This is a genomic window from Bacteroides sp. AF25-38AC (genome assembly GCF_003602995.1).
Classification (GTDB): domain Bacteria; phylum Bacteroidota; class Bacteroidia; order Bacteroidales; family Bacteroidaceae; genus Bacteroides; species Bacteroides uniformis.
The window spans coordinates 1-22,537 of the sequence record NZ_QTMD01000046.1; the positions used below are offsets into that span (position 1 = coordinate 1).

At 47.6% G+C, this 22,537-nt stretch carries 21 protein-coding genes, 2 tRNA genes and 6 pseudogenes; 25 read left to right on the forward strand and 4 right to left on the reverse strand.

Translation table 11 applies throughout. From position 1 onward, the window contains the following. Window positions 1-188: 188 nt before the first annotated feature. On the reverse strand, window positions 189-1,040 hold the full coding sequence (locus tag DWY55_RS20240) for a PepSY-like domain-containing protein (protein WP_165859531.1): 852 nt from the start codon (window positions 1,038-1,040) through the stop codon (window positions 189-191). A 166-nt stretch (window positions 1,041-1,206) separates the two neighbouring features. Between DWY55_RS20240 and metG the strand changes: the two genes are divergently transcribed. The 7 genes from metG (at window position 1,207) to DWY55_RS20275 (ending at window position 9,706) form a co-directional block, all read left to right on the forward strand. After that, complete coding sequence (gene metG, locus DWY55_RS20245; protein WP_009037611.1) at window positions 1,207-3,249, forward strand: methionine--tRNA ligase; 2,043 nt, start codon at window positions 1,207-1,209, stop codon at window positions 3,247-3,249. A gap of 92 nt (window positions 3,250-3,341) precedes the next feature. Beyond that, entirely contained in the window at window positions 3,342-4,787 is a 1,446-nt protein-coding gene (locus tag DWY55_RS20250) for a lipopolysaccharide biosynthesis protein (protein ID WP_117879178.1), read from the forward strand. Continuing rightward, window positions 4,784-5,695 (forward strand): beta-1,6-N-acetylglucosaminyltransferase, encoded by a 912-nt coding sequence (locus DWY55_RS20255; protein ID WP_117879177.1) that lies wholly within the window; start codon window positions 4,784-4,786, stop codon window positions 5,693-5,695. The genes DWY55_RS20250 and DWY55_RS20255 overlap by 4 nt, the downstream gene beginning before the upstream one ends. 64 nt (window positions 5,696-5,759) lie before the next feature. After that, window positions 5,760-6,629, forward strand: coding sequence for a phosphorylcholine transferase LicD (locus tag DWY55_RS20260; RefSeq protein ID WP_005834345.1), 870 nt, complete (start codon window positions 5,760-5,762; stop codon window positions 6,627-6,629). A gap of 15 nt (window positions 6,630-6,644) precedes the next feature. Further along, entirely contained in the window at window positions 6,645-7,661 is a 1,017-nt protein-coding gene (locus DWY55_RS20265) for a hemolysin activation protein (RefSeq protein WP_117879176.1), read from the forward strand. A 40-nt stretch (window positions 7,662-7,701) separates the two neighbouring features. Continuing rightward, window positions 7,702-8,967, forward strand: a complete 1,266-nt coding sequence (locus DWY55_RS20270) for a glycosyltransferase family 4 protein (protein ID WP_022400783.1) — start codon at window positions 7,702-7,704, stop codon at window positions 8,965-8,967. Then, complete coding sequence (locus DWY55_RS20275) at window positions 8,960-9,706, forward strand: glycosyltransferase family 2 protein (RefSeq protein ID WP_022400784.1); 747 nt, start codon at window positions 8,960-8,962, stop codon at window positions 9,704-9,706. Before DWY55_RS20270 ends, DWY55_RS20275 begins: the two co-directional genes overlap by 8 nt. Window positions 9,707-9,971: 265 nt before the next feature. Here DWY55_RS20275 and DWY55_RS20280 read toward each other — a convergent pair whose 3' ends face one another. Beyond that, on the reverse strand, window positions 9,972-10,688 hold the full coding sequence (locus DWY55_RS20280) for an SIR2 family NAD-dependent protein deacylase (protein ID WP_008662496.1): 717 nt from the start codon (window positions 10,686-10,688) through the stop codon (window positions 9,972-9,974). A 182-nt stretch (window positions 10,689-10,870) separates the two neighbouring features. Here DWY55_RS20280 and DWY55_RS20285 point away from each other — a divergent pair, with 182 nt between their 5' ends. The 10 genes and pseudogenes from DWY55_RS20285 (at window position 10,871) to DWY55_RS20340 (ending at window position 15,873) form a co-directional block, all read left to right on the forward strand. After that, a complete protein-coding gene (locus DWY55_RS20285; RefSeq protein WP_005830842.1) occupies window positions 10,871-11,464 on the forward strand; it encodes an FKBP-type peptidyl-prolyl cis-trans isomerase in 594 nt (197 codons plus the stop codon). A 19-nt stretch (window positions 11,465-11,483) separates the two neighbouring features. Next, the gene (locus tag DWY55_RS20290) at window positions 11,484-12,350 is read left to right on the forward strand and encodes an FKBP-type peptidyl-prolyl cis-trans isomerase (RefSeq protein WP_005830844.1); all 867 of its coding nucleotides are present in this window, start codon (window positions 11,484-11,486) and stop codon (window positions 12,348-12,350) included. 230 nt (window positions 12,351-12,580) lie between these two features. After that, window positions 12,581-13,045, forward strand: coding sequence for an Lrp/AsnC family transcriptional regulator (locus tag DWY55_RS20295; RefSeq protein WP_005830846.1), 465 nt, complete (start codon window positions 12,581-12,583; stop codon window positions 13,043-13,045). 9 nt (window positions 13,046-13,054) lie between these two features. Further along, a complete protein-coding gene (locus DWY55_RS20300) occupies window positions 13,055-13,366 on the forward strand; it encodes a DUF4491 family protein (RefSeq protein WP_005834338.1) in 312 nt (103 codons plus the stop codon). A 92-nt stretch (window positions 13,367-13,458) separates the two neighbouring features. Beyond that, window positions 13,459-13,532: transfer RNA gene (locus DWY55_RS20305), tRNA-Ile, on the forward strand. 390 nt (window positions 13,533-13,922) lie between these two features. Beyond that, window positions 13,923-14,107: pseudogene (locus tag DWY55_RS22430) on the forward strand (hypothetical protein). A 168-nt stretch (window positions 14,108-14,275) separates the two neighbouring features. Then, window positions 14,276-14,557 (forward strand): annotated as a pseudogene (locus DWY55_RS20320) (DUF3871 family protein); the annotation flags it as partial. An 87-nt stretch (window positions 14,558-14,644) separates the two neighbouring features. Further along, window positions 14,645-14,719: pseudogene (locus tag DWY55_RS20325) on the forward strand (DNA repair protein); the annotation flags it as partial. Beyond that, window positions 14,716-15,237, forward strand: a pseudogene (locus DWY55_RS20330) (IS982 family transposase); the annotation flags it as partial. The pseudogenes DWY55_RS20325 and DWY55_RS20330, both read left to right, overlap by 4 nt. A 180-nt stretch (window positions 15,238-15,417) precedes the next feature. After that, on the forward strand, window positions 15,418-15,873 hold the full coding sequence (locus DWY55_RS20340; RefSeq protein WP_005830863.1) for a lipocalin family protein: 456 nt from the start codon (window positions 15,418-15,420) through the stop codon (window positions 15,871-15,873). A gap of 127 nt (window positions 15,874-16,000) precedes the next feature. On the opposite strand, the gene DWY55_RS20345 is transcribed toward DWY55_RS20340, so the two are convergent. Beyond that, complete coding sequence (locus DWY55_RS20345; RefSeq protein WP_005830867.1) at window positions 16,001-16,639, reverse strand: nucleotidyl transferase AbiEii/AbiGii toxin family protein; 639 nt, start codon at window positions 16,637-16,639, stop codon at window positions 16,001-16,003. Then, window positions 16,636-16,968, reverse strand: coding sequence for a hypothetical protein (locus DWY55_RS20350; RefSeq protein WP_005830869.1), 333 nt, complete (start codon window positions 16,966-16,968; stop codon window positions 16,636-16,638). Before DWY55_RS20350 ends, DWY55_RS20345 begins: the two co-directional genes overlap by 4 nt. A 176-nt stretch (window positions 16,969-17,144) precedes the next feature. Between DWY55_RS20350 and DWY55_RS20355 the strand changes: the two genes are divergently transcribed. The 8 genes and pseudogenes from DWY55_RS20355 to DWY55_RS20390 form a co-directional block, all read left to right on the forward strand. Continuing rightward, a tRNA-Met gene (locus DWY55_RS20355) sits at window positions 17,145-17,210 on the forward strand. A 96-nt stretch (window positions 17,211-17,306) separates the two neighbouring features. Next, the gene (locus DWY55_RS20360; RefSeq protein WP_005830871.1) at window positions 17,307-17,723 is read left to right on the forward strand and encodes a hypothetical protein; all 417 of its coding nucleotides are present in this window, start codon (window positions 17,307-17,309) and stop codon (window positions 17,721-17,723) included. A 402-nt stretch (window positions 17,724-18,125) separates the two neighbouring features. Next, a pseudogene (locus DWY55_RS20365) lies at window positions 18,126-18,605 on the forward strand (LytR/AlgR family response regulator transcription factor); the annotation flags it as partial. Between the two features lie 111 nt (window positions 18,606-18,716). Next, window positions 18,717-19,157, forward strand: coding sequence for a hypothetical protein (locus DWY55_RS20370; RefSeq protein ID WP_229094668.1), 441 nt, complete (start codon window positions 18,717-18,719; stop codon window positions 19,155-19,157). A gap of 96 nt (window positions 19,158-19,253) precedes the next feature. Then, on the forward strand, window positions 19,254-19,691 hold the full coding sequence (locus DWY55_RS20375; protein WP_005830882.1) for a hypothetical protein: 438 nt from the start codon (window positions 19,254-19,256) through the stop codon (window positions 19,689-19,691). Between the two features lie 2 nt (window positions 19,692-19,693). Next, the gene (locus DWY55_RS20380) at window positions 19,694-20,908 is read left to right on the forward strand and encodes a sodium ion-translocating decarboxylase subunit beta (RefSeq protein WP_005830884.1); all 1,215 of its coding nucleotides are present in this window, start codon (window positions 19,694-19,696) and stop codon (window positions 20,906-20,908) included. Window positions 20,909-21,047: 139 nt separating this feature from the next. Beyond that, the gene (locus DWY55_RS20385) at window positions 21,048-22,199 is read left to right on the forward strand and encodes a hypothetical protein (protein ID WP_034526008.1); all 1,152 of its coding nucleotides are present in this window, start codon (window positions 21,048-21,050) and stop codon (window positions 22,197-22,199) included. 1 nt (window position 22,200) lies between these two features. Continuing rightward, window positions 22,201-22,479 (forward strand): annotated as a pseudogene (locus DWY55_RS20390) (D-alanyl-D-alanine dipeptidase); the annotation flags it as partial. Window positions 22,480-22,537 lie beyond the last annotated feature (58 nt).

Consider the following 22,537-nt stretch of genomic DNA (forward strand, 5'->3'; position numbering starts at 1 on the left):
TCTACTGATATCGGTTATAAAAAGAAAAAGCGTCTAGCTAAATCAGGAAAAGACATTACACTATGGTGTAACGACCGTTACAATATGGAGTAACGGCCGTTACACCCTATGGTAAACTGCTTTACATTAGAAGGTAAACAAGCGGTAAATACAATACGCTGATTTAAAGGGAAGTATTCAGTATAAGACTATGGCAGTATTTCACCTTCCGCTGTCACCTTTACGTAGATTTCCCTTTCCCCCTGCTCCATCTCTACCAAAAAGTAACTGCCATCGGGAGTCTCAATAAAGTCGGCATCATCAATGACATAACCGGGATGGGCAGCCGTAACGGCGTTCTTCACTACATCCTCCAGATGTCTCTTACTGATATCCCAGATAGTATAGGCCCATGCACCCTCAGCGGTGAACATCACATCCTTGCTGATACTTCCGTGCACGATTTCGACTTCCGTCATACCGTTCTTTTCTTTTTCAATATCCACAATGCGGGCATTGGGATATTTCTCTGCTATAAAATCTTTGATGGCAGCGGAAATATCAGAAGGGAGATAATCTTCGGGAGAACCGCCGTTGTGCGCATCGGCCACTTCCTTCACCAGAATGCCGTCCTCCGAATAATAGAGGTCCATTTCCTGATTACCTTTCTCCACTTCGATGATGTAGACAACAGCCATTTTCTTACGTTCCAGCTTGTCTACATCTTCCACCTTCCATACATTATAATAGGTACTACTCTCGTAAGAGCTTCTCACCGGAGCGGGAAGGTCTGCATAACGGAGGTCGGTTTCGGTCATCTGCCATACACCGTCTTTGGTGAACCAGGCCTCCTTTTCGAAATTGTCCTCATGGAAATCAGCCACATAATATGCACCTTTTGTTTCCCATTCTATACGCTGGGCATTGGGATGCTCCTTGGCCAACGCATTACTCAGTTCCGCGGGCACGGAGATTCCGTCGTTGTCGTCATCATCACAGCTTTGCAAGGCAAAGGCAAACACGCCTAACGCCAATAATAAGAAGTACTTTTCCAGTTTCATAGTCATTTCGTTTTTTTACATTATCAATACCAAGTTTGTTCATTTTGTATGGCAAAGATGAAGCCTAAATCTGGAAAGAATCTGGAAGAATACTCATATTTTGCAGAAAACAGCTATCTTTGTGCCACTAAAAGCGTTCATAACAAAAGAGATACATAATAACACAATGGAAAAGAAATTCAAACGTACCACCGTGACCTCGGCATTGCCGTATGCCAACGGCCCGGTTCATATCGGACACCTGGCAGGCGTTTATGTTCCTGCCGACATTTATGTCCGCTACCTGCGACTGAAAAAGGAAGATGTAATCTTCATCGGCGGCTCCGACGAACACGGAGTGCCCATCACCATCCGCGCCAAGAAGGAAGGCATCACCCCGCAAGACGTGGTGGACCGCTATCATACGCTTATAAAGAAGTCTTTCGAAGAGTTCGGCGTTTCCTTCGACGTGTACAGCCGTACTACTTCAAAGACGCATCACGACACGGCTTCCGACTTCTTCCGCAAGCTGTACGATAAGGGAGAATTCATCGAAAAGACCAGCATGCAGTATTACGACGAAGAAGCCAAGACCTTCCTTGCCGACCGCTACATCACCGGCGAGTGCCCCCACTGCCATGCCGAAGGCGCTTACGGCGACCAATGCGAGAAGTGCGGCACCAGCCTCAGCCCCACGGACCTGATTAATCCGAAGAGTGCCATCAGCGGCAGCCAGCCCGTGATGCGTGAGACGAAGCACTGGTATCTGCCGCTGGACAAACACGAGGAATGGCTTCGCCAATGGATTCTGGAAGACCATAAGGAGTGGCGTCCCAATGTTTATGGCCAATGCAAGAGCTGGCTCGACATGGGCTTGCAGCCGCGTGCCGTGAGCCGCGACCTGGATTGGGGTATTCCCGTTCCCGTAGAGGGCGCCGAGGGCAAAGTGCTCTATGTATGGTTCGACGCCCCTATCGGCTACATCAGCAACACCAAAGAGTTGCTGCCCGACACATGGGAGAAATGGTGGAAAGACCCCGAAACGCGTCTGGTACACTTCATCGGAAAAGACAATATCGTGTTCCACTGCATCGTGTTCCCCGCCATGCTGAAGGCAGAGGGTAGCTACATCCTGCCGGACAACGTGCCGAGCAACGAGTTCCTGAACCTGGAGGGCGACAAGATTTCCACTTCACGCAACTGGGCGGTATGGCTGCACGAGTATCTCGTTGACTTCCCCGGCAAGCAGGATGTGCTGCGCTACGTGCTGACCGCCAACGCACCGGAGACAAAAGACAACGACTTCACCTGGAAGGACTTCCAGGCACGTAATAACAACGAGCTGGTTGCCGTTTATGGCAACTTCGTGAACCGCGCCCTGCAACTCACCAAGAAGTACTTCGACAGCGTAGTGCCCGCCGCAGGCGAACTGAACGACTACGACCGCGAGACGCTGAAAGAATTTGCCGACGTCAAGGCAGAAGTGGAGAAGTTGCTGGACGTATTCAAATTCCGCGACGCACAGAAGGAAGCGATGAACCTTGCCCGCATCGGAAACAAATACCTGGCAGACACCGAGCCGTGGAAGCTTGCCAAGACAGACATGGAGCGCGTAGCCACCATTCTCCACATCTCGTTGCAGTTGGTCGCCAACCTTGCCATTGCTTTCGAACCGTTCCTGCCCTTCAGCAGCGAGAAGCTTCGCAAGATGCTGAACATGGACAGCTTTGACTGGGCAGAGCTGGGACACACCGACCTGTTGCCTGCCGGACATCAGCTGGGCACCCCCGAACTGCTGTTCGAAAAGATAGAAGACGACGTCATCCAGGCACAAGTAGACAAGCTGCTTGCCACCAAGAAGGCAAACGAAGCCGCCACCTACAAGGCAAACCCCATCAAGCCGACCATCGCCTTCGAAGACTTTGAAAAGCTGGATATCCGCGTAGGTACAGTGCTTGAATGCGAGGCAGTGCCCAAGATGAAGAAGCTGCTGAAGTTCAAGATTGCCGACGGGCTGGAAAACCGCACCATCGTCAGCGGCATTGCCCAGCACTACAAACCGGAAGAACTGGTAGGCAAGCAAGTGCTGTTCATCGCCAACCTCGCTCCACGCCAATTCAAGAACGGGCTGGTAAGTGAAGGAATGATTCTCTCTGCCGAGAATTATGACGGCTCGCTGGCGGTGACTTCACTGCTGAAAGAGGTGAAGCCGGGCAGCGAGGTGAAATAAAACAGTAACAAGGTAACGAGTTAACAAGGCTACAAGGAGGAAGGAAAAGCCTCGTGGCCTTGTTAACTCGTTACCTTATCAACCAATAAACTATGTCCGATACATCACTCAAAGAAAAAACAGCCAAAGGCCTCTTCTGGGGAGGATTCAGCAACGGCATACAGCAGTTGTTAAATCTGGGATTCGGAATAGTCCTTGCCCGTCTGCTGGATGCTTCGGATTATGGTATGGTAGGGATGCTTACCATCTTCTCCGCCATTGCCGCCGCCTTGCAGGAGGGTGGGTTCATTTCGGCACTGACCAACCGGAAGGAGACTTTGCACAAGGATTACAACGCCGTGTTCTGGTTCAGCCTGATGTGCAGCACTACTATATATATATTACTCTTCTTTGCCGCACCGCTGATTGCCGACTTCTACGATACGCCCGAATTGATACCGCTGTCACGTCTCTCCTTCCTCGGATTCGTCATCTCAAGCATGAGCATCGCACCGAGAGCGTATCTGTTCAAGAATCTCAGAATCAAGGACACTACCGTCATCTCCATTTCGAGTCTGATAGTCTCCGGCATTGTGGGCATCACACTGGCTGTCAACGGATTCGCCTATTGGGGTATTGCATTGCAAAGTATCTCATTCGTCACCGTGATGACGATTCTTAACTTCTACTTCTCGCGTTGGAGACCCCGCTTCCGGTTCGACTTTACACCCATTAAGGAGATGATAGGGTTCAGCAGTAAGATAATCATTACGAATATCTTCACCATAATCAATAACAATTTGTTTTCCGTCTTGTTGGGTAAGTTCTATTCGGAACGGGAAGTGGGTAACTTTACGCAGGCAAACAAGTGGAACGGCATGGGACATACCACGATTACGGGCATGATAAACGGCATTGCACAACCCGTCTTTACCCGGGTTGCCGACGACAAGGCACGGCAACTTGCCGTATTCAGAAAGCTGCTGCGCTTCACCGCCTTTATCTCTTTCCCCGCCATGCTGGGATTGAGCTTGGTATCGAAAGAACTGATTATAATCACTATCACGGAGAAGTGGCTGCCCAGTGCCGATATCTTGCAACTGTTATGTATTTGGGGAGCATTTATTCCCGTCATCAATCTGTTCTCCAACCTGCTCATCAGCCGGGGGCATTCTTCTATCTATATGTGGAGCACCATCAGCTTGAGCCTGCTGCAAATAGTAGCTGTATGTGCCATATACCCATACGGGTTGGAGTGGATGCTGCGTATTTTCGTCATTATCAATATCGGCTGGCTGTTTGTATGGTTCCGTTTTGTCAAGAGGGAGATAGGATTAAGACTGCGCGATATGCTGAAAGACATCTCTCCTTATCTCTCCCTATCCATTGTACTCGTAGTGTCAACTCACTATGCCACTCAGCCCATAGAAAACCTATACTTAAATATGGCAGCCAAAATCATTATGGTAGCTGGGCTTTATGCACTGGTTTTGTGGAAACTACAATCTACCATCTTCCGGGAAAGCATTGAATTCCTCTTAAAGAAAAAAAGAGCATGAGCCGCATAGCCTACATCATATCCGCCTACAAGGATGCCCCACACTTGGCACGCCTGGTTGCCGCACTGGATGACCGGGCAGACTTCTACGTGCACATCGACCTCAATGCCGATATACACCCTTTTGAAGAAGCCTTGGGAGACAAGGTTACTTTCGTGCCCCGCCACCGGATAAGCTGGGGAGGATGGGAACAAGTGGAATATCAGAAAGAATTGCTTGCCGCCGTATTGCACAGCGGCATCCCCTATACCCGTGTAGTATGCCTGAGCGGGCAAGACTATCCGTTATGGAACAACAACGCCATCCACCGCTATTTCGAGGAGCATCAAGACACTGAATTCATCGGCGGTTTCAACCTGACACACTGCACCGTGAAACAGCAGTTGCACAAGATAACCCATTACCACCCTTTCCGTGACCTGCCTTGGAAGAGTATATGGTGGAAGAACAAACTCATCGTAGCATCGCGCAAGCTGGCACAGATACTCCCCATCCGGAAAGCCCCTTTTGCACCCTTGGAAGGCAAGCAGGCAGATGTCTATTTCGGTTCCGACTATTGGGCCATCACGTTGCCCTGCGCACGATATGTATATGAAAAGTTGTGCACGGAGGAGAAGCTGGTGAAGTATTTCAGAACCAGCTTTGTACCCAGCGAACTGTGCATACAGACCATCGTATTCAACTCCCCTTTTGCCTCAAAAGGGCTTCTTTTAGAGGGAGAATACCCCGGACTTACCCGTCTCACCCCCTTGCACTACATAGACTACGGCGTATCCATCCGCGTGATGACACTCGAGGACCTGCCGGTATTGCGACAGTCTGGAAAGATGTTCTGCCGGAAAGTGGTAAGCGGGGAGTCCGACACACTGATAGAAAAACTCAAGTCCGATTTCGCAAAAGAAGATTGAAATGGAAAGTGCTCCTTTCAACTATTATCATTATTTTTGCAGACATCAATCAAAAATGGTATCCATGGTGAAGCAATATACCCCAGAAGAACTGACCCAACTACATCAGGTGCTATACGAAATACTGGAAGAGATTGTGCGCATCTGCGACAAACACAATATTCCCTATTTTGTAATCGGCGGAACAGCAATAGGGGCACTCTATGACAAAGCGATTCTTCCTTGGGATGACGACATAGATATAGGTATGAAACGGGAAGACTACAATAAGTTTCTCCAGATAGCCTCCCAAGAACTGAGAGAACCATACTTTCTTTCATGGATACATACCGACCCTCATAGTCCTTATTACTTTGCCAAAGTCAAGAAAAACAACACCTTGTTTGTCGAAGAGATGTTTAAAGATGTACCTATGCATCAGGGAATCTTTGTCGATATATTCCCTTTTGACCGTATTCCAAACAATAAGCTATTAAGGAAGATACAATATGAAGCCGTCAACTTTCTGAAATGCTGCCTGATGGGAAAAGAGGTATGGCTATGGAAACACTTCGGAAAATGTCAAATATCCAACCCTACCAATCGTGGAGCTGTTGCCTGCCTTCTGAACCGGATAGTTGATATGACACTCTCTAAAAAGACAATCTACCGTTTGATGGTGATAATGCAAAGTTGTTTCAACTCATGGAAAACTTTGTATTACAACAATGTGATTACCACTACCGACCATGTTTTGGAGACGAGTCTCAACCATTTACAACCAATCAAATTCGGTCCACTTTATCTGAAAGCACCTGATGGATTGGAAAACTTTCTACGGTACAACTATCCCACTTTACACCGGTATACAGAAGAAGAGCAGGACAAGATAAACAATCATTATCCGGCAGTTCTTTCTTTCAACATACCAAATGACCATATAGCCACCTCCTAATCCAACAAAATTGCCATGAAACCAGCCCTTGTAGATGTATCTGTACTGATTCTTTTCTTCAACCGCCCCAAACTGCTGGCGCAAGTATTCGAACAAGTGAAGAAAGCACGCCCCGCACGACTGTTTCTCTATCAGGACGGCCCGCGCGGCGAGCGTGACATGCCGGGCATAGAAGCTTGTCGCAAAGTAGTGGCAGACATCGACTGGGAATGCGAAGTACACCACAACTACCAAGAGAAGAACTACGGCTGCGACCCATCGGAATACATGGCACAGAAGTGGGCATTCTCCTTGTCGGACAAATGTATCGTGCTTGAGGATGACGACGTGCCTGCCGTCTCTTTCTTCGGCTTCTGCAAGGAACTGCTCGACAAGTATGAGCACGACACACGCATCAGCATGATTGCCGGATTCAACAACGAGGAGATTACACCGGACATCACTTCCGACTACTTCTTCGCCACCACCTTCTCCATCTGGGGATGGGCGAGCTGGCGGCGGGTGACGGACCAATGGGATGAATTCTACACCTTCCTGGACGACAAGGAGAACATGCGGCAACTGAAGAACCTCATCCACACACGGCGCTACCGCAAAGACTTCATCTACATGTGCCAACGCCACCGCGAACACGAGAAAGCCTATTACGAAACCATCTTCCACGCTTCCATGTTGTTCAATTCGGGTCTGAGCATCGTGCCCACCCGCAACATGATAAACAATCTGGGAGCCACTGCCGACTCCACCCACTTTGCCGGCTCCGTGCACACCATGCCGCGCGGTTACCGCCGCATCTTCACCATGAAACGCTACGAAGTGGAGTTTCCACTGAAGCACCCTCGCCACGTCATCGAGAACACAGCCTACAAGGATAGCGTTTACCGCATCATGGCATGGCGGCATCCCTGGATAAAGATTGCACGGTCGTTCGAGGAACTGGCGTTGAACCTACGGTACGGCAACTTCACCATCATATGGCAAACGCTGCAAAAGCGTATCCGGAAATGGACGAAACAAGACCGGCATCTGTAACAAGAAAAAACATTCAAAAAAGAAGAAACGAACAACAGTCATGAGAGTACTACTTATCAATACCTCCGAACGCATCGGCGGCGCAGCCATCGCCGCCAGCCGTCTGATGGAATCACTCAAGAACCACGGCATCAAAGCCAAGCTGCTGGTACGCGACAAGCAGACCGACCAAATCTCCGTTGTGTCACTGGACCATAACTGGCGCATGGTGTGGAAGTTCGTCTGGGAGCGCATCGTCATCTGGAGCGCCAACCGCTTCAACAAAAAGAACATCTTTGCCGTGGACATAGCCAACACGGGGACAGACATCACCTCACTGCCCGAATTCCAGCAGGCAGACGTCATCCATCTGCACTGGATAAACCAAGGGATGCTCTCGCTGAGGAATATCGAGAAGATTCTCGCCTCGGGCAAGCCCGTCGTCTGGACCATGCACGACATGTGGCCCTGCACCGGCATCTGTCACCATGCCCGCGAGTGCACCCGTTACCGGCAGGAATGCCACAACTGCCCCTTCATCCACGGAGGCGGAGGCAAGCGTGACCTTTCCTACCGCATCTTCCGGAAAAAGCAGAATCTATATCGCAACCGTCACATCAACTTCGTCACCTGCAGCCGCTGGCTGGAAGAACGTGCCCGGACAAGCGCCCTCTTCTGCGGACATGCCGTGACGTGCATCCCCAACCCCATCAACACCAACCTCTTCAAGCCCCGCAACCGACAGGAAGCCCGCAGCCGTTGCCTACTGCCGCAAGACAAAAAGCTCATGTTGTTCGGCTCGGTGAAGATTACGGACAAACGGAAAGGCATCGACTACCTGATAGAATCGTGCCGACTGCTGGCTGACAAGCATCCCGAACTCCGGGAACAGTTGGGTGTCGTCGTCTTCGGCAACCAATCGCAACAACTGGAAAACCTGCTTCCATTCAAAGTCTACCCGCTGAACTTCGTCAGCAACGAACACCAACTGGTGAACATCTACAATGCCGTGGACATCTTCGTGACCCCCTCGCTGGAAGAGAACCTGCCGAACACCATCATGGAAGCCATGGCATGCGGCATTCCCTGCGTCGGATTCAACGTGGGCGGCATCCCTGAGATGATAGACCATCTGCACAACGGCTACGTGGCACAATACAAATCCTCGGAAGACTTTGCCAACGGCATCTACTGGACGCTGACCGAACCCGACTACCCCAGCCTCTCGGAACAAGCCTGCCGGAAAGCCATCTCCCACTATTCGGAGAACGTCGTCGCCAAGAAATACATTGACCTTTACAACAAAGTAACCGGAAGAAATGCATAACCACCCCACCCCGAAATTCAGCATCATCACCGTGACCTACAATGCCGAAGCGGTACTGGAGGACACGATTCAAAGCGTTATCTCGCAAACCTACCACCACGTAGAATACATCCTTGTGGACGGTGCGTCCAAAGACGGCACGCTCTCCATCATCGACCGTTACCGCGACCGCATCACCCGCATCGTGAGCGAACCGGACAAGGGACTGTACGACGCCATGAACAAAGGCATCCGCCTTGCCACCGGCGATTACCTCTGCTTCCTCAATGCCGGCGACAGCTTCCACGAGGACGACACCTTGCAGCAGATGGTGCGTTCCATCTCCGGCAACGAACTACCCGACGTGCTGTACGGCGAAACGGAACTGGTGGACAAGGAAGGTCACTTCATCCGCATGCGCCGCCTCGCCGCCCCGGAAGTGCTTACCTGGCGAAGCTTCAAGCAGGGCATGCTGGTCTGCCATCAGGCCTTCTTTGCCAAAGCTTCCCTTGTAGAACCCTACGACCTGCAATACCGCTTCTCCGCCGACTTCGACTGGTGCATCCGGGTGATGAAGAAGGCACGGACCTTGCACAATACCCATCTCACCCTCATCGACTATCTGGAAGAGGGAATGACCACCCAGAACCGGCAAGCATCCCTGCGCGAACGCTTCCGCATCATGGCGCGGCATTACGGACTGATGAGTACCGTAGCCCATCATGCCTGGTTCGTATTACGGGCCGTGATAAAGAAATAGCACAAATTTCGAGGACAAATATACTTTGTTCCCGCAAGACCTATACCTTGCGGGAATCTCCCCTATACCCAGCTCTCTACAGTATAGGAGTGAGTACCCAAAACATCCCCATGTTTTCACCTAAAACATCCGGATGTAATGGGGCAAAACATCCCCATGTTTTGGGGTAAAACATCCGGGTGTTTTGGAGAAAGACATCCGGATGTTCTGCATATTAAGTCCTATACCGTGAGGGGCTAAGTCCTAAGACGTAGGAGATTAAGTCCTAAGGCAAAGGAGGCTGGGTAACTGTAAGCAGCGCCTTCAACTCTTTTACCCCTTCCGAAGCTCCCTTTTGAATGACATGTATCGGACGCATGACGTGCGTGTCCACCGGCTTGGGGTCTATCAGATACACTTCGGCGGCACGGGGCACGTAGTTCAGCAGTCCCGCAGCGGGATAAACGTTCAGGCTGGTGCCGATGATGACGAAGATGTCCGCCTGCTCCACATACCGGATGGCAGTCTCAATCTCCGGCACCGACTCGCCAAACCACACGATGAACGGGCGGAGCTGCGTACCGTCGCCCGCCTTGTCGCCCAACTTTACTTCATATTCCTCCGGCGCCAGTTCCTTGACGAAATGCGGATTATAAGGGTCGCGGCTGGAACAAACCTTCGTCAGTTCCCCATGCAAGTGTATCACGTGCGTACTGCCGGCACGCTCGTGCAGATTATCTACGTTCTGGGTGACGACCGTTACATTGAAATCCCTCTCCAGGTCGGCAACGCCCAGATGCCCGGCATTCGGCACCACATCGAGCAACTGCTTGCGACGTTCGTTATAGAAATTAATGACCAGTTCCGGATTACGTGCATACCCCTCGGGAGTCGCCACCTGCTCCACCGGATATTTGTCCCATAATCCGCCCGCATCACGGAATGTGCTGATGCCGCTCTCGGCGCTCATACCAGCACCCGACAATATGACCAAGTTCTTCATTTTCCGCTCCTTTCCTTTATTAAAGTAAGACAAATATAAGAAGAATGTTCAAGTTGTGATATAAATAAGAAAAATTAAATACTTAAAAGCCTTATCATTCAAATAAAAGACGTACTTTTGCCACTCATAAATTTGCAATAGACTGGAAAAGAAACCAATCCGGTCGTCAACAAAAGAATCTTATGGACAAATTCAGTTATGCTATCGGCCTTGGAATAGGTCAGAATCTTTTAAGCATGGGTGCCAAAGGCATTGCAGTAGATGACTTTGCACAAGCAATCAAAGACGTTTTGGAGGGCAACCAGACGGCAATCAGCCACACAGAAGCCCGTGACATCGTCAACAAGTACTTCGCCGAACTGGAGGAGAAGATGAACGCAGCAAACATAGAAGCCGGCAAAAAGTTCCTGGAAGAGAACAAAAAACGCGAGGGAGTTGTTACGCTTCCCAGCGGACTTCAATACGAAGTTATCACAGAAGGAAACGTCGGTCACTATGCCAAAGCAACCGACCAGGTACAATGCCACTACGAAGGCACACTGATTGACGGAACGCTGTTCGACAGCTCCATCAAGCGCGGCCAGCCTGCCACATTCGGTGTAAACCAAGTGATACCCGGTTGGGTGGAAGCCCTTCAGCTTATGCCCGAAGGTGCCAAGTGGAAACTCTACATCCCCAGCGACCTGGCATACGGAGCGCAGGGTGCCGGCGAGATGATTCCTCCCCACAGCACGCTCGTATTCGAAGTCGAATTACAGAAAATTTTATCTAAATAAACAAACAAGTAAAAGCAAAATGAAAAAAGTAACATTTCTCATGGCTCTTGCAGTAGCTGCCGGCATGGCATCTTGTACTGCTCAAAGTCCGAAAGCTGATTTGAAGACGGACATCGACTCATTATCTTACGCCATCGGTATGGCACGTACAGAAGGTTTGGACCAGTATCTTGCACAACAAGGCATTGACTCAACCCAGATGTCAGAATTCCTGAAAGGTTTCAACGAAGGCGCAGCCAAAATCGATAAGAAAGACGTGGCTTACATGGCCGGTCTGCAAGTAGGCCAGATGGTCAGCAAGCAATGGGTGGAAGGCTTCAACCAACAAATCTTCGGCAACGACTCCACACAGAGCATCAGCCGCGAAAATCTGCTGGCAGGTTTCGTAGCAGGTGTCATCGGCAAGGGTGGTGCTATGGATATGATGAAAGCTCAAGAGTACATGCGTACTCAGATGGATGCCATCAAAGAAAAAGCAACTGCAGAAAAGTATGCTGACAACAAAGCTGCCGGTGAAAAGTTCCTGGCTGAGAACAAGGCTAAAGAAGGTGTAGTAACTACCCCGAGCGGTCTGCAATACAAAATCATCACCAAGGGTAACGGTGCCGTTCCTGCCGACAGCAGCAAGGTGAAAGTAAACTACAAAGGTACGCTGATTGACGGAACAGAATTCGATAGCTCTTACAAGCGCAACGAACCTGCTACTTTCCGTGCCAACCAGGTAATCAAAGGCTGGACAGAGGCCCTCACCATGATGCCCGTCGGCTCTAAGTGGGAACTCTATATCCCCTACGACCTGGCATACGGTTCAAGAGAAACCGGTAGCCAAATCAAGCCGTTCTCTACTTTGATATTCGAAGTGGAACTGCTGGGTATCGAGAAGTAATGTAACAATCCGAAGGGAGGGGCAAAACCCTCTTGTTACTTCTTTTAGGCGCGGATTACGAGGAATAACGCGGATTTGGTAAACTAAATCCGTGAAATCCGCGTAATCCGCGCCTTATCGTTACCCCTCACTTTTATTCATTTTTCCGTCCCTTTTTATAGATAAATTAAAATAAAGTCCTATATTTGCTTACTATTTGATAACAACAAGAACTTTACTTATTTACTATTATGGAAAAAATAGACAATCTTGACCGGCAGATTCTGGAAATCATTTCCCAAAATGCCCGTATCCCTTTCAAGGACGTAGCTGCTGAATGTGGCGTGTCACGTGCTGCCATCCATCAACGTGTACAGCGCCTGATTGACCTTGGCGTTATTGTTGGCTCAGGCTATCATGTAAATCCCAAGTCCCTTGGATACAGAACCTGCACTTACGTAGGAATCAAGCTGGAAAAGGGCTCCATGTATAAGACGGTAGTTGCTGAGCTGGGCAAGATTCCCGAAATCGTAGAATGCCACTTCACCACTGGTCCGTACACCATGCTGACCAAGGTATATGCCCGCGACAACGAGCATCTGATGGATTTGCTGAACAACAAGATGCAGGAGATTCCTGGCGTAACCGCTACCGAGACCTTGATTTCCCTGGAACAGAGCATCAAGAAGGAGATTCCTATTTGCCCCGAGAAATAACGAACAACAATGGATTTCTTGAACGAATATCATCTGTCGGGCCTTGTCATAGGTATCTGCACATTCCTCATCATCGGCTTGTTTCACCCCATAGTTGTGAAAGCCGAATATTATTGGGGCACCAAGTGTTGGTGGATTTTCCTTTTACTCGGCATCGGCGGCATCATTGCCTCCCTTTATACGGAGAACATCATGATAGCCTCCCTTTTGGGCGTCTTTGCATTTTCCTCGTTCTGGACCATCAAGGAGATATTCGAGCAGGAAGAACGAGTGAAAAAAGGCTGGTTTCCCAAGAATCCAAAACGAATTTATAAGTTCTAAGGACAAAGGTTATAAGGAATTTTATCCAAAAGTCTTGCATATTTCAATAGAAAATGCTACTTTTGTCCCCGCTATCCAAGCAAGGATGCATCGGACTTGTAGCTCAGTTGGTTAGAGCAACAGACTCATAATCTGGAGGTCCCTGGTTCAAGCCCAGGCTGGTCCACAAAGAATTGCCTCATAAACAAGTGTTTATGGGGCTTTTTTATTAGGACTTCTTCTCTTTGGATTTTCGAAATACTGACAAGAAACAGGCTGTTTTGCTTCGTTGTTGACCTATTGTTGACCCCAAAATAAGTACCACAAACAGATAATCTCACCACACAGATAAGCAGACTACAAACTATTCAGAATATCTAAAATGAAAGAATTTACTTATGAACAGATAAGAACAAAGGCTCTTAAACAGGGAGTGAAAGATAATAAGGTTCACATTGGATTGTGGGCTAATCTTAATAACTATCTAAAGACAAGGAGAAAAAAGAATGGAAAGGTTACTACCTATTATATTTCATTGCAGAAACTATCTTATTAATTTACTAATATTTAAACTGACATGATAATTCATCTACCAACAGGAAAGAAGTTCCACAACAGAAAGGAAGCCAAGATATATTTTGGCACTGCCTACTATTACAAAATGGAACGTGAGAAAAATATTTAGTGTTTACCAACAATGTTCAATCAGCAACTAATGAATATGAAGATACAATTAAAGTACTTGCAAAACAGGACAAGTAACATTAGGCAGGATTATATTAGAAAGAGATACAGGGAAGCCATCAACCATCCTCTTATTGATTTTACAATGAGAAGTCTTTACTGCATCCTACCCATAGACCGCCCCAACTTTATAACACTGTCCCACCTCTTTATGAAAGTGGATTTGAATATTAAAGTGAAAGGATATTATATCAAGCTCTTACACCCAACCAACAGAAACGCTTACCTCGTCTATTGTTGGGAGATAGTCAGATTAATGCAGCTTGCAGAGCATTCGTTTCTGATGTGAATTTCAAGAGTACAGGGGACAGCATTACAGGTTGGCAGCTCTTAAACCCGCTCAATGGTTCTGTAAAGTCAAGTTACATAGATAACTTCTTGGAAAGGAATCTTAATTGCACAGAGTTTGTACAAGGCATCCAACGTGCCAAATTAGGAGATAGTGAATACGCTTGGTTCTTGGGCTAAGTGGATTGTTGATTGAGAGAGGAAAGGGCAGCTATTCAGTTAGTTGTCCTTTCTTTATATCTACCAACCTATTAAATATCGTACATTATGGATATAGATTATACTGTGGGTGAAGTGGAATTGTCCTACAAACCCAAATTCAAGAATATATATAAGGTAACCGTTTTGTGGAACTGGAGAAGGAAGTATTGCTTCCCATGACCATCTTCATCAAAAAAGTCCTGCTGAGAACCTGTACCGGCATCAGTTTTGTCGACTCCACTCCCTTACGTGTTTGTCGTAACCAAAGAATCCTTATTCATAAGACATTTGAGGGACTTGCCGAGCGTGGAAAATATTCAATGGGATGGTCCTTCGGATTCAAGTTGCATCTGATAATCAATGACAAGGGTGAAATTCTCAATTTCATGTTCACGCCTGGAAACGTGGATGACCGGGAACCGTTGAAGCAAGGTAAGTTTTCGTAGAACATCAAAGGAAAACTATGCGCAGACAAAGGATATATTGGTCAGGCTCTGTTTGAGAACCCTTTTCTTAATGGCATACAGCTTGTCACTAAAGTTAAAAACAATATGAAGAATTCACTGATGAGTATTGCCGACAAGATTTTGCTCAGAAAAAGAGCCTTGATCGAAACTGTCAATGACGAATTGAAGAACATTGAGCAGAGGGAGAAATCCTTACCTTTAATAAGGATAACACCTATACAGAGAAAGGCGAAAATGACACTCAAAATGATACATTTGAATACTTCCCTAACAGATATATGTTCGTTACTTATTATACAACTGATTGGGGAGAAGAGAATACCATTTACACTGTTGTTAAGATAACTAAAGATGAGCTATATCTTAACAACAATGAAAACTTTAAGATTAATTGGAACGACCTTATTAATGGTCATGTTGGCTGTAAACTTTACAGCATGTAGTGATGATGAAGATGAACAGACAATCATTGAACAAGCTAACCTTATAGGTAAATGGCAGACCACTTGGGAGAAGATTCACAAAGTGGAGAATGATAAGGAAGTAGTAACTTCTGATGAAGCATATACCAATGGTTTATGGGAGTTCAAAGCTGACGGTACTTGCACAGAAGGCTATGCGGACGGTGGATATACAGAAACAAGTCGTTGGTCTTTGAAAGACAATAAGCTGACTATCTCTTACGATGATGGTTATTCAGATGTCCTAACTGTTAATGAACTTACAGCTACTAAGTTGGTTCTCGCCTTTGAGGATTGGGACACAATGGATGATGGTAGCGAGGAATTGGATGACATTACAACAACCACTTACAAGAAGATTGACTAATTACCAATCTACTTAAGACAGAGCAGCATTTGAGGAAACTCTTATGCTGTTTTTCTTTTTATAAAGCTACTACAATTTCAAGGAATACTTCTATATATAATCCCATTCGCAAGAATGTTGCAGCAGTTTATAATAAACAAAACTTTATATAATCTTCTATTTCTTGAGCAGTTACAGCATAAATCGGTGCAAGTTGCTCAAAATGGGAATCTCTTGTAAAACGAGAGCCGTTGGTGAGCATAGCTAACAGATTCTTGGATTTCAATTTATGTCCAGAGTAGGTAAGGGCTAAAGATACCAAATCGTTGATAGGTACACCAGACTTTAAGATGGAATAAATATCATAATAATCGCGAAAATTACTCCTGCGTAGCATCACCTCCATCTTCATAGCTCCAATAGACTTTACATCTGCCAATCTGAGATTATTCAGATATTCCACAGGCATACTTACAGGAGAATATTTAGGACAGGCATAAAAGGAGAACTTTACTCCAGACACTAAATACTCCACATGGTCTATATCTAAAATGTCCTTATGCTGAATATCACCTATTACAGCGAGCTCTTTCTCTATCTGATACCATGCCACTTCCATTTTCTCTGTTTTAGAGGTACGCCATTTCATAAAGTCCAAGTCCTCACTTTGTCGAGTTCCCATTTGCAATGACAAAGCTGTGCCACCTACCAAGAGATAGGGTTTGATGCAGTCCAACTTAGAAACGGCTTCAAAAACCTGCAGCGTGTGTGGAGCTAAACCTTTCATGCAAACATTTTATTAAGATGGCGGGTAGCCATAGACTTTATATAAGCATCTGGCTTCTTTGCCTTGAAATAATACCATGCAAAAAAACGATTCAACGTGTAGAGATATTCCGCTTGGGGAACAAGATAATCCAGCCACACCTGCTTAATTTTCTTGAAAGGATAAATTAGAAACAGTTGGTTTATTTCTTCCAAGTCAAGATGTAACAAGGTTTTCTCAATCAGCATATCATCTGGAATATCCTTGATTAAGTTTTCATTGTACGACCAAAAGCAGTGTTCTTGCTTCAGTTTCGCCAATAGTTCTTGTTTTACCACATCTCTTGACATAACTCCCTGTTTTAGAATAACACAAAATTAGTGATTATTCTTGTCCAAAGCAAATCACAATGGAGAATGTTTCATTGTGAATAAGATTTTTAGTAAATTTGCATAATAAGTTCAGTGTTGACCTATTGTTGACCTCAGAACCTACACAGAGATAATTAACGTGTTGATAACGAGGCAGCTCAGTTGGTTAGAGCAACAGACTCATAATCTGGAGGTCCCTGGTTCAAGCCCAGGCTGGTCCACAAACAAGAGGCTCATTCTTAATAGAATAGAGCCTCTTTTAATTTTTGGACTCCGCCATACAAGCCCGGTATTTGTGTAATAAAACAACCTTCATCATGAAATACGGAGTATCTCCAAATACACTGCTCATAACTGCCGGAACCATATGGTCATTGGCAGGAGTCAATATTCTGCGTATAGGCCTGACCTGCTGGATAGATGACGGACATTATTGGCTATTCAAAGTCTGCGAAGCCAGCCTGGTATTCCTTCTGTTCTCCGGCATTATTTTCCATAGGCTGTACAAGAAACATACTCTCCGTATCTCACAGAAGAAAGGTAAGCACTGCCCCTTTTCCTTTTTCGACGTAAAAGGATGGATTGTCATGATAGGCATGATTGCAATGGGAATTGTAATACGTACCTGCCACCTTCTGCCCGACTCCTTCATCGCAGTGTTCTATACCGGACTTTCTCTCGCGCTTCTCGGCACCGGGCTACGCTTCATCTGGTATTGGTGGAGGAACAGATAACTCCGGATTCACCGATTCCCATCCTATGCAGGCTCCGGCAAAGTGCTGATCGCCTCGCTCTTTATCCTTTCAGGCTTATTGCTATTCCCCGGCAATTTCCAAGCCATGCTGTAGCCCTTGGCCCTTATCCTCATCGGCATCTTCCTTCTCAGACATCACCATAGGAGAAACTGGACACACCAAAGGACAGTGCATCGCCGTGCCAAGATGGTACAACGGATGATGAACAAGAGAATGGGAGAGCAAGAGGAACATAGCACCCGGAGAAACCTACATAGACCTGGACTGCAGTTGGGGAGGAGTGGAACTGCACATACCCGCCGACTGGCAAGTACGCATAGAATGCAGTTGCTTTTGCGGCGGATGTGAAGACAAACGCTGGCAAGGCACACCTGCCAAACAAGCATTCCTTTCCGCCTCTTGTTCGGTATTCCTGCCTGGACAGCTATCCTTTTGTGGTATCATCTGCAGATTGTGGCAGACACTTCATTACAAACAGAAAAATTCACCGCCCCCGAGGTAGAAAAGGCCGCTCCCCTGCCACAAGAAGAAAGTATTGACCGGATCACGATAAAAGACGGCTCCCGGATTCACATCATCAAAGTGGAAGACCTATTATACATCCAGGCTTGTGGGGACTACGCAACCCTGGTGACATCCGACGGAGAGTACATCAAGGAACAGACCATGAAAAACTTCGAGACACATTTGCCAGCAGATAACTTTGTCCGCATCCACCGCTCGAGCATTGTCAACGTAACCCAGATATCACGAGTAGAACAGTATGGAAAAGAGACCTACCAAGTGACGTTAAAAAGTGGCGTCAAGCTACGGGTAAGCCTCTCCAGATACCGGTTACTGAAGGAACGGTTGGGCATATAAATGCCGCAACCAGTCCTTCAGAATACTTCCTGCAGAGGAAAAAGACAATTAATCTTAAAATACAGCGGAATATATAACTTTGTCCAAAGTTATTTGTTCCTTTATCTTGCTATGATGAAACATCTGTATTACATACTTATGTTTACCTTCCTCTGTCTGGGTTTGACTACCATCTCCCAGGAGGAACAGCCAGACTCACGGAATACTACCGGGAGTCCGGCGGGAATAGTTGTCGGAAGTCCGGCCTCCGAATGCTCCTTTACCGCCTACACACAGTGCGCATCGTACACAGCCACCCACCGTTCACTATTCAATGACGAAAATACCGACTGCTGGACCAACGAAGCGTTGTGTCCGAACAGCCTATACACACATAACCACGCCTCTCCGAAATTCCTGAAGATGAGAATTCTGAAACCAGCCGGGCAACTGGAGCATCTGCTTTCCAGCCATCTGTCTGCCGGAGAGAGCGCCAACCTTTCATTCAATCCCAGTGCCCTCCGCTATTCCTGCGGATACTACATCTATGCACTGCTGCATATCCTGATTTAGACTTTATCGGACTTATTGCAAACCATTACCGGAGGTGTACTGCATGTACATCTTTCGCTTTTTTATTATCCATTTCATCACATTAATATCATAACTATGTCCGATTTATTCCTCCCCACCCTTGAGATGATGGGGCTCACTTTTGCAATCGGTTTCTTTGTGGCATTCATCATCAAACTGATAGCCAGCGCAGCCGATTCACTCGATTTCTACAGTTCCCACCAGCAGGAGTTACTCCGCCTGCGCCGTATAAAGAAGTTCCGCCAGAAGATGGAACTGATGCTACACACCCCCTCCATGCACGGAAACATCTTCGGCAACGACACGCGCGAAGACTACAGCCGGGGTGTGGACCGTGAAAACGAAAAGCCTCGGGGCTATTACCACGGAGTAAGCCACGGTGTCTCCAAAAGAAACCTGGTAGACTACTTCTACCCAGAAGATACCCATATGATGTATCTGGAAGATGCCATCAGCCACCGTGACAACAAGAACAAGACTAAAAAGAACAACGACACCAAAAACAAAGACTAATCATGGAGAATATAGATTTTGCAACCTTGTTCCAAGGATTCGGAACAATGATGGAAAGCGGCTGGCTGCTCTCCTCTGCCCGTGTATTTTTAATAGCCCTGGGCCTGCTGCTCATATACCTGGGATGGAAAGGCGTACTGGAGCCTATGGTCATGATTCCCATGGGACTGGGTATGGTCGCCATTAATTGCGGCACCCTTTTCATGCCCGACGGTACATTGGGGAATCTCTTTCTGGACCCGATGCTTTCGGATACGGACGACTTGATGAACACCATGCAGATAGACTTCCTGCAACCGGTCTACACCCTGACCTTCAGCAACGGATTGATTGCATGCTTCGTATTTATGGGTATCGGTACCCTGCTCGATGTGGGCTTCCTGCTACAGAAACCGTTTGCCAGCATATTCCTTGCCCTATGTGCCGAATTGGGAACTTTCCTGACTGTACCCATCGCATCTGCATTGGGACTGTCCTTGAAAGAAAGCGCTTCCGTAGCCATGGTAGGAGGTGCGGACGGACCGATGGTGCTTTTCACTTCCTTGGCCCTGGCCAAACATCTGTTTGTACCCATCACAGTAGTGGCCTATCTCTATCTGGGACTGACATATGGCGGTTACCCCTATCTGGTGAAGCTGCTGGTGCCGAAACGCCTGCGCGCCATCAAGATGACGAGCAAGAAGCCGCCCAAAAACTATGATGCCAAAGTAAAACTGGCTTTCTCGGCTATATTGTGTGCTGTACTGTGTTTTCTGTTCCCGGTTGCCTCACCGCTGTTCTTCTCCTTGTTCCTCGGAGTGGCAGTACGCGAGTCGGGGATGAAGCATATCTACGATTTTGTAAGCGGTCCGCTGTTGTATGGTTCTACTTTCATGCTCGGCCTGTTGTTGGGCGTACTTTGCGACGCACATCTGCTGCTCGACCCTAAAATTCTTAAATTGTTGGTATTGGGTATGGGCGCACTGTTGCTCTCCGGTATCGGCGGAATCATTGGAGGGTACATCATGTACTTCATCAAGCGGGGCAATTACAATCCGGTCATCGGAATTGCAGCCGTGAGCTGCGTGCCTACTACGGCGAAGGTTGCCCAGAAGATAGTAAGCAAGGACAACCCCAATTCCTTCATCTTGGGAGATGCCTTGGGGGCTAATATTTCAGGAGTAATCACTTCGGCCATCATTACGGGTATCTATATTACTATAATTCCCTATCTGTAGCCTGCGTAGTGGGTTTAGGTGACGGAAAGAGGTTGTGGCAATCACAATCTCTTTCTTTTTATGATACATGGGGCAAGCTGTTGCATTTCAGATAAAATCCTTTACCTTTGCCGGCAAACACATTTATCAAGATATCAGGATGAAGAAAGTATTTAAATTGGCCGGAGGATTCATGGTCGGGGCATGCATCGGCTTTGTAGGAATAATAGGTGTAAGAGTCCTGGTTTTAGGAGACTCGTTCGACGGTTTACACAGCAAGTTTGCCGAAACCGGCATGCTGGAGACAGTAGGAGTTTCCTTGTTAGCCATACTGATTCTGCTGTTCTCCATCTTCCTGCAAGTGCTTCTGCACGAAGGCGGGCATCTTGTCTGCGGACTGGCAACCGGCTACCGCTTCGTCTCCTTCCGCATCTTCAACCTTACCTTCATACGGAAAGACGGGAAATTATGCATCAAGCGTTTCAGCCTTGCCGGAACGGGAGGCCAATGCCTGCTTACCCCACCCGAAAGGCCTCTTGAAGATATCCCAACCACCTTGTACAACCTGGGTGGAGTGCTTGCCAACCTGCTGACCGCCATCCTTGCCTTCCTCCCCCTGCTGACCGTAGACGGGCTGCCTTACCTGCTGAAATTCTTCCTTCTGATGCTCTCTTTGATTGGCATTCTCCTTGCAGGGATGAACGGCATCCCCATGAAGATGGGCGGCATCGGCAATGATGCCGACAACATGCGCCTGCTTCTCAAGGACAGCAAGAGCAAGCAGGCACTGGTCACCCAACTGCGCATCAACGCACTGGTGCAAGAGGGCATGCGTCCTAAGGACATGCCTGCCGAATGGTTCAGCCAAACGGAAGACATCAACTACAAAGATGCCCTGCAGGTCACCATAGCCTTGATGAGCGCCTCGCGCCTGCTCGACTGCGAAGAATGGGAAGCCGCCTACAATGCATTTGAGAAAATAATGAGCCACCGGCACGAAGTCATCGGACTTTTGATAAAGGAAAACGCTTGCGAGCTGCTCTTCACCGCATTGGTGACAAAGAGGACCGCACGGGCAGAAGAATTATATACCGATGAGCTGGATACCTACATCCGGCAATATAAGGATGTGACGTCTTCCAAACAGCGGCTGCTCTGCGCCCTGGCACTCTACCGGGACAAGGACACAGCAAAAGCAAAGGAGATTTACGAAGCCACCTGCCAACGGAAAAACAAATACTTGATGCAGGGAGAAGTCAGTTCGGACATAGCCTTGATGAAATCAATCCTTACCGCCAAGAATGCCTTGTAAGATGGAACGATATTTCTTTTACTTGTTATATCTACTGCTTGGCTGCTCACTATGCGGTTGTAGCAGAAAACAAGCGCCAAAGCAGACACAAGACCCGGATACGGAGACCACCATCCCGTACGCCGACACCATAGCGGCACCCGTCCCTCCGGCTCCGGCTAAAAGCCGGACAGCCCGCTACCTGGACTCCCTCGGTTTCGTCAACATCGCCGAAGCGGACAGCAGCATCGCCATCGACTTGATGTACACCCGTGCCGACAACTTCACCGGAACCCTATTGTAGGGACTGTCGTAAAAAGAATAAAACTTTATAACGAATTGATTGCCAATGCAATATA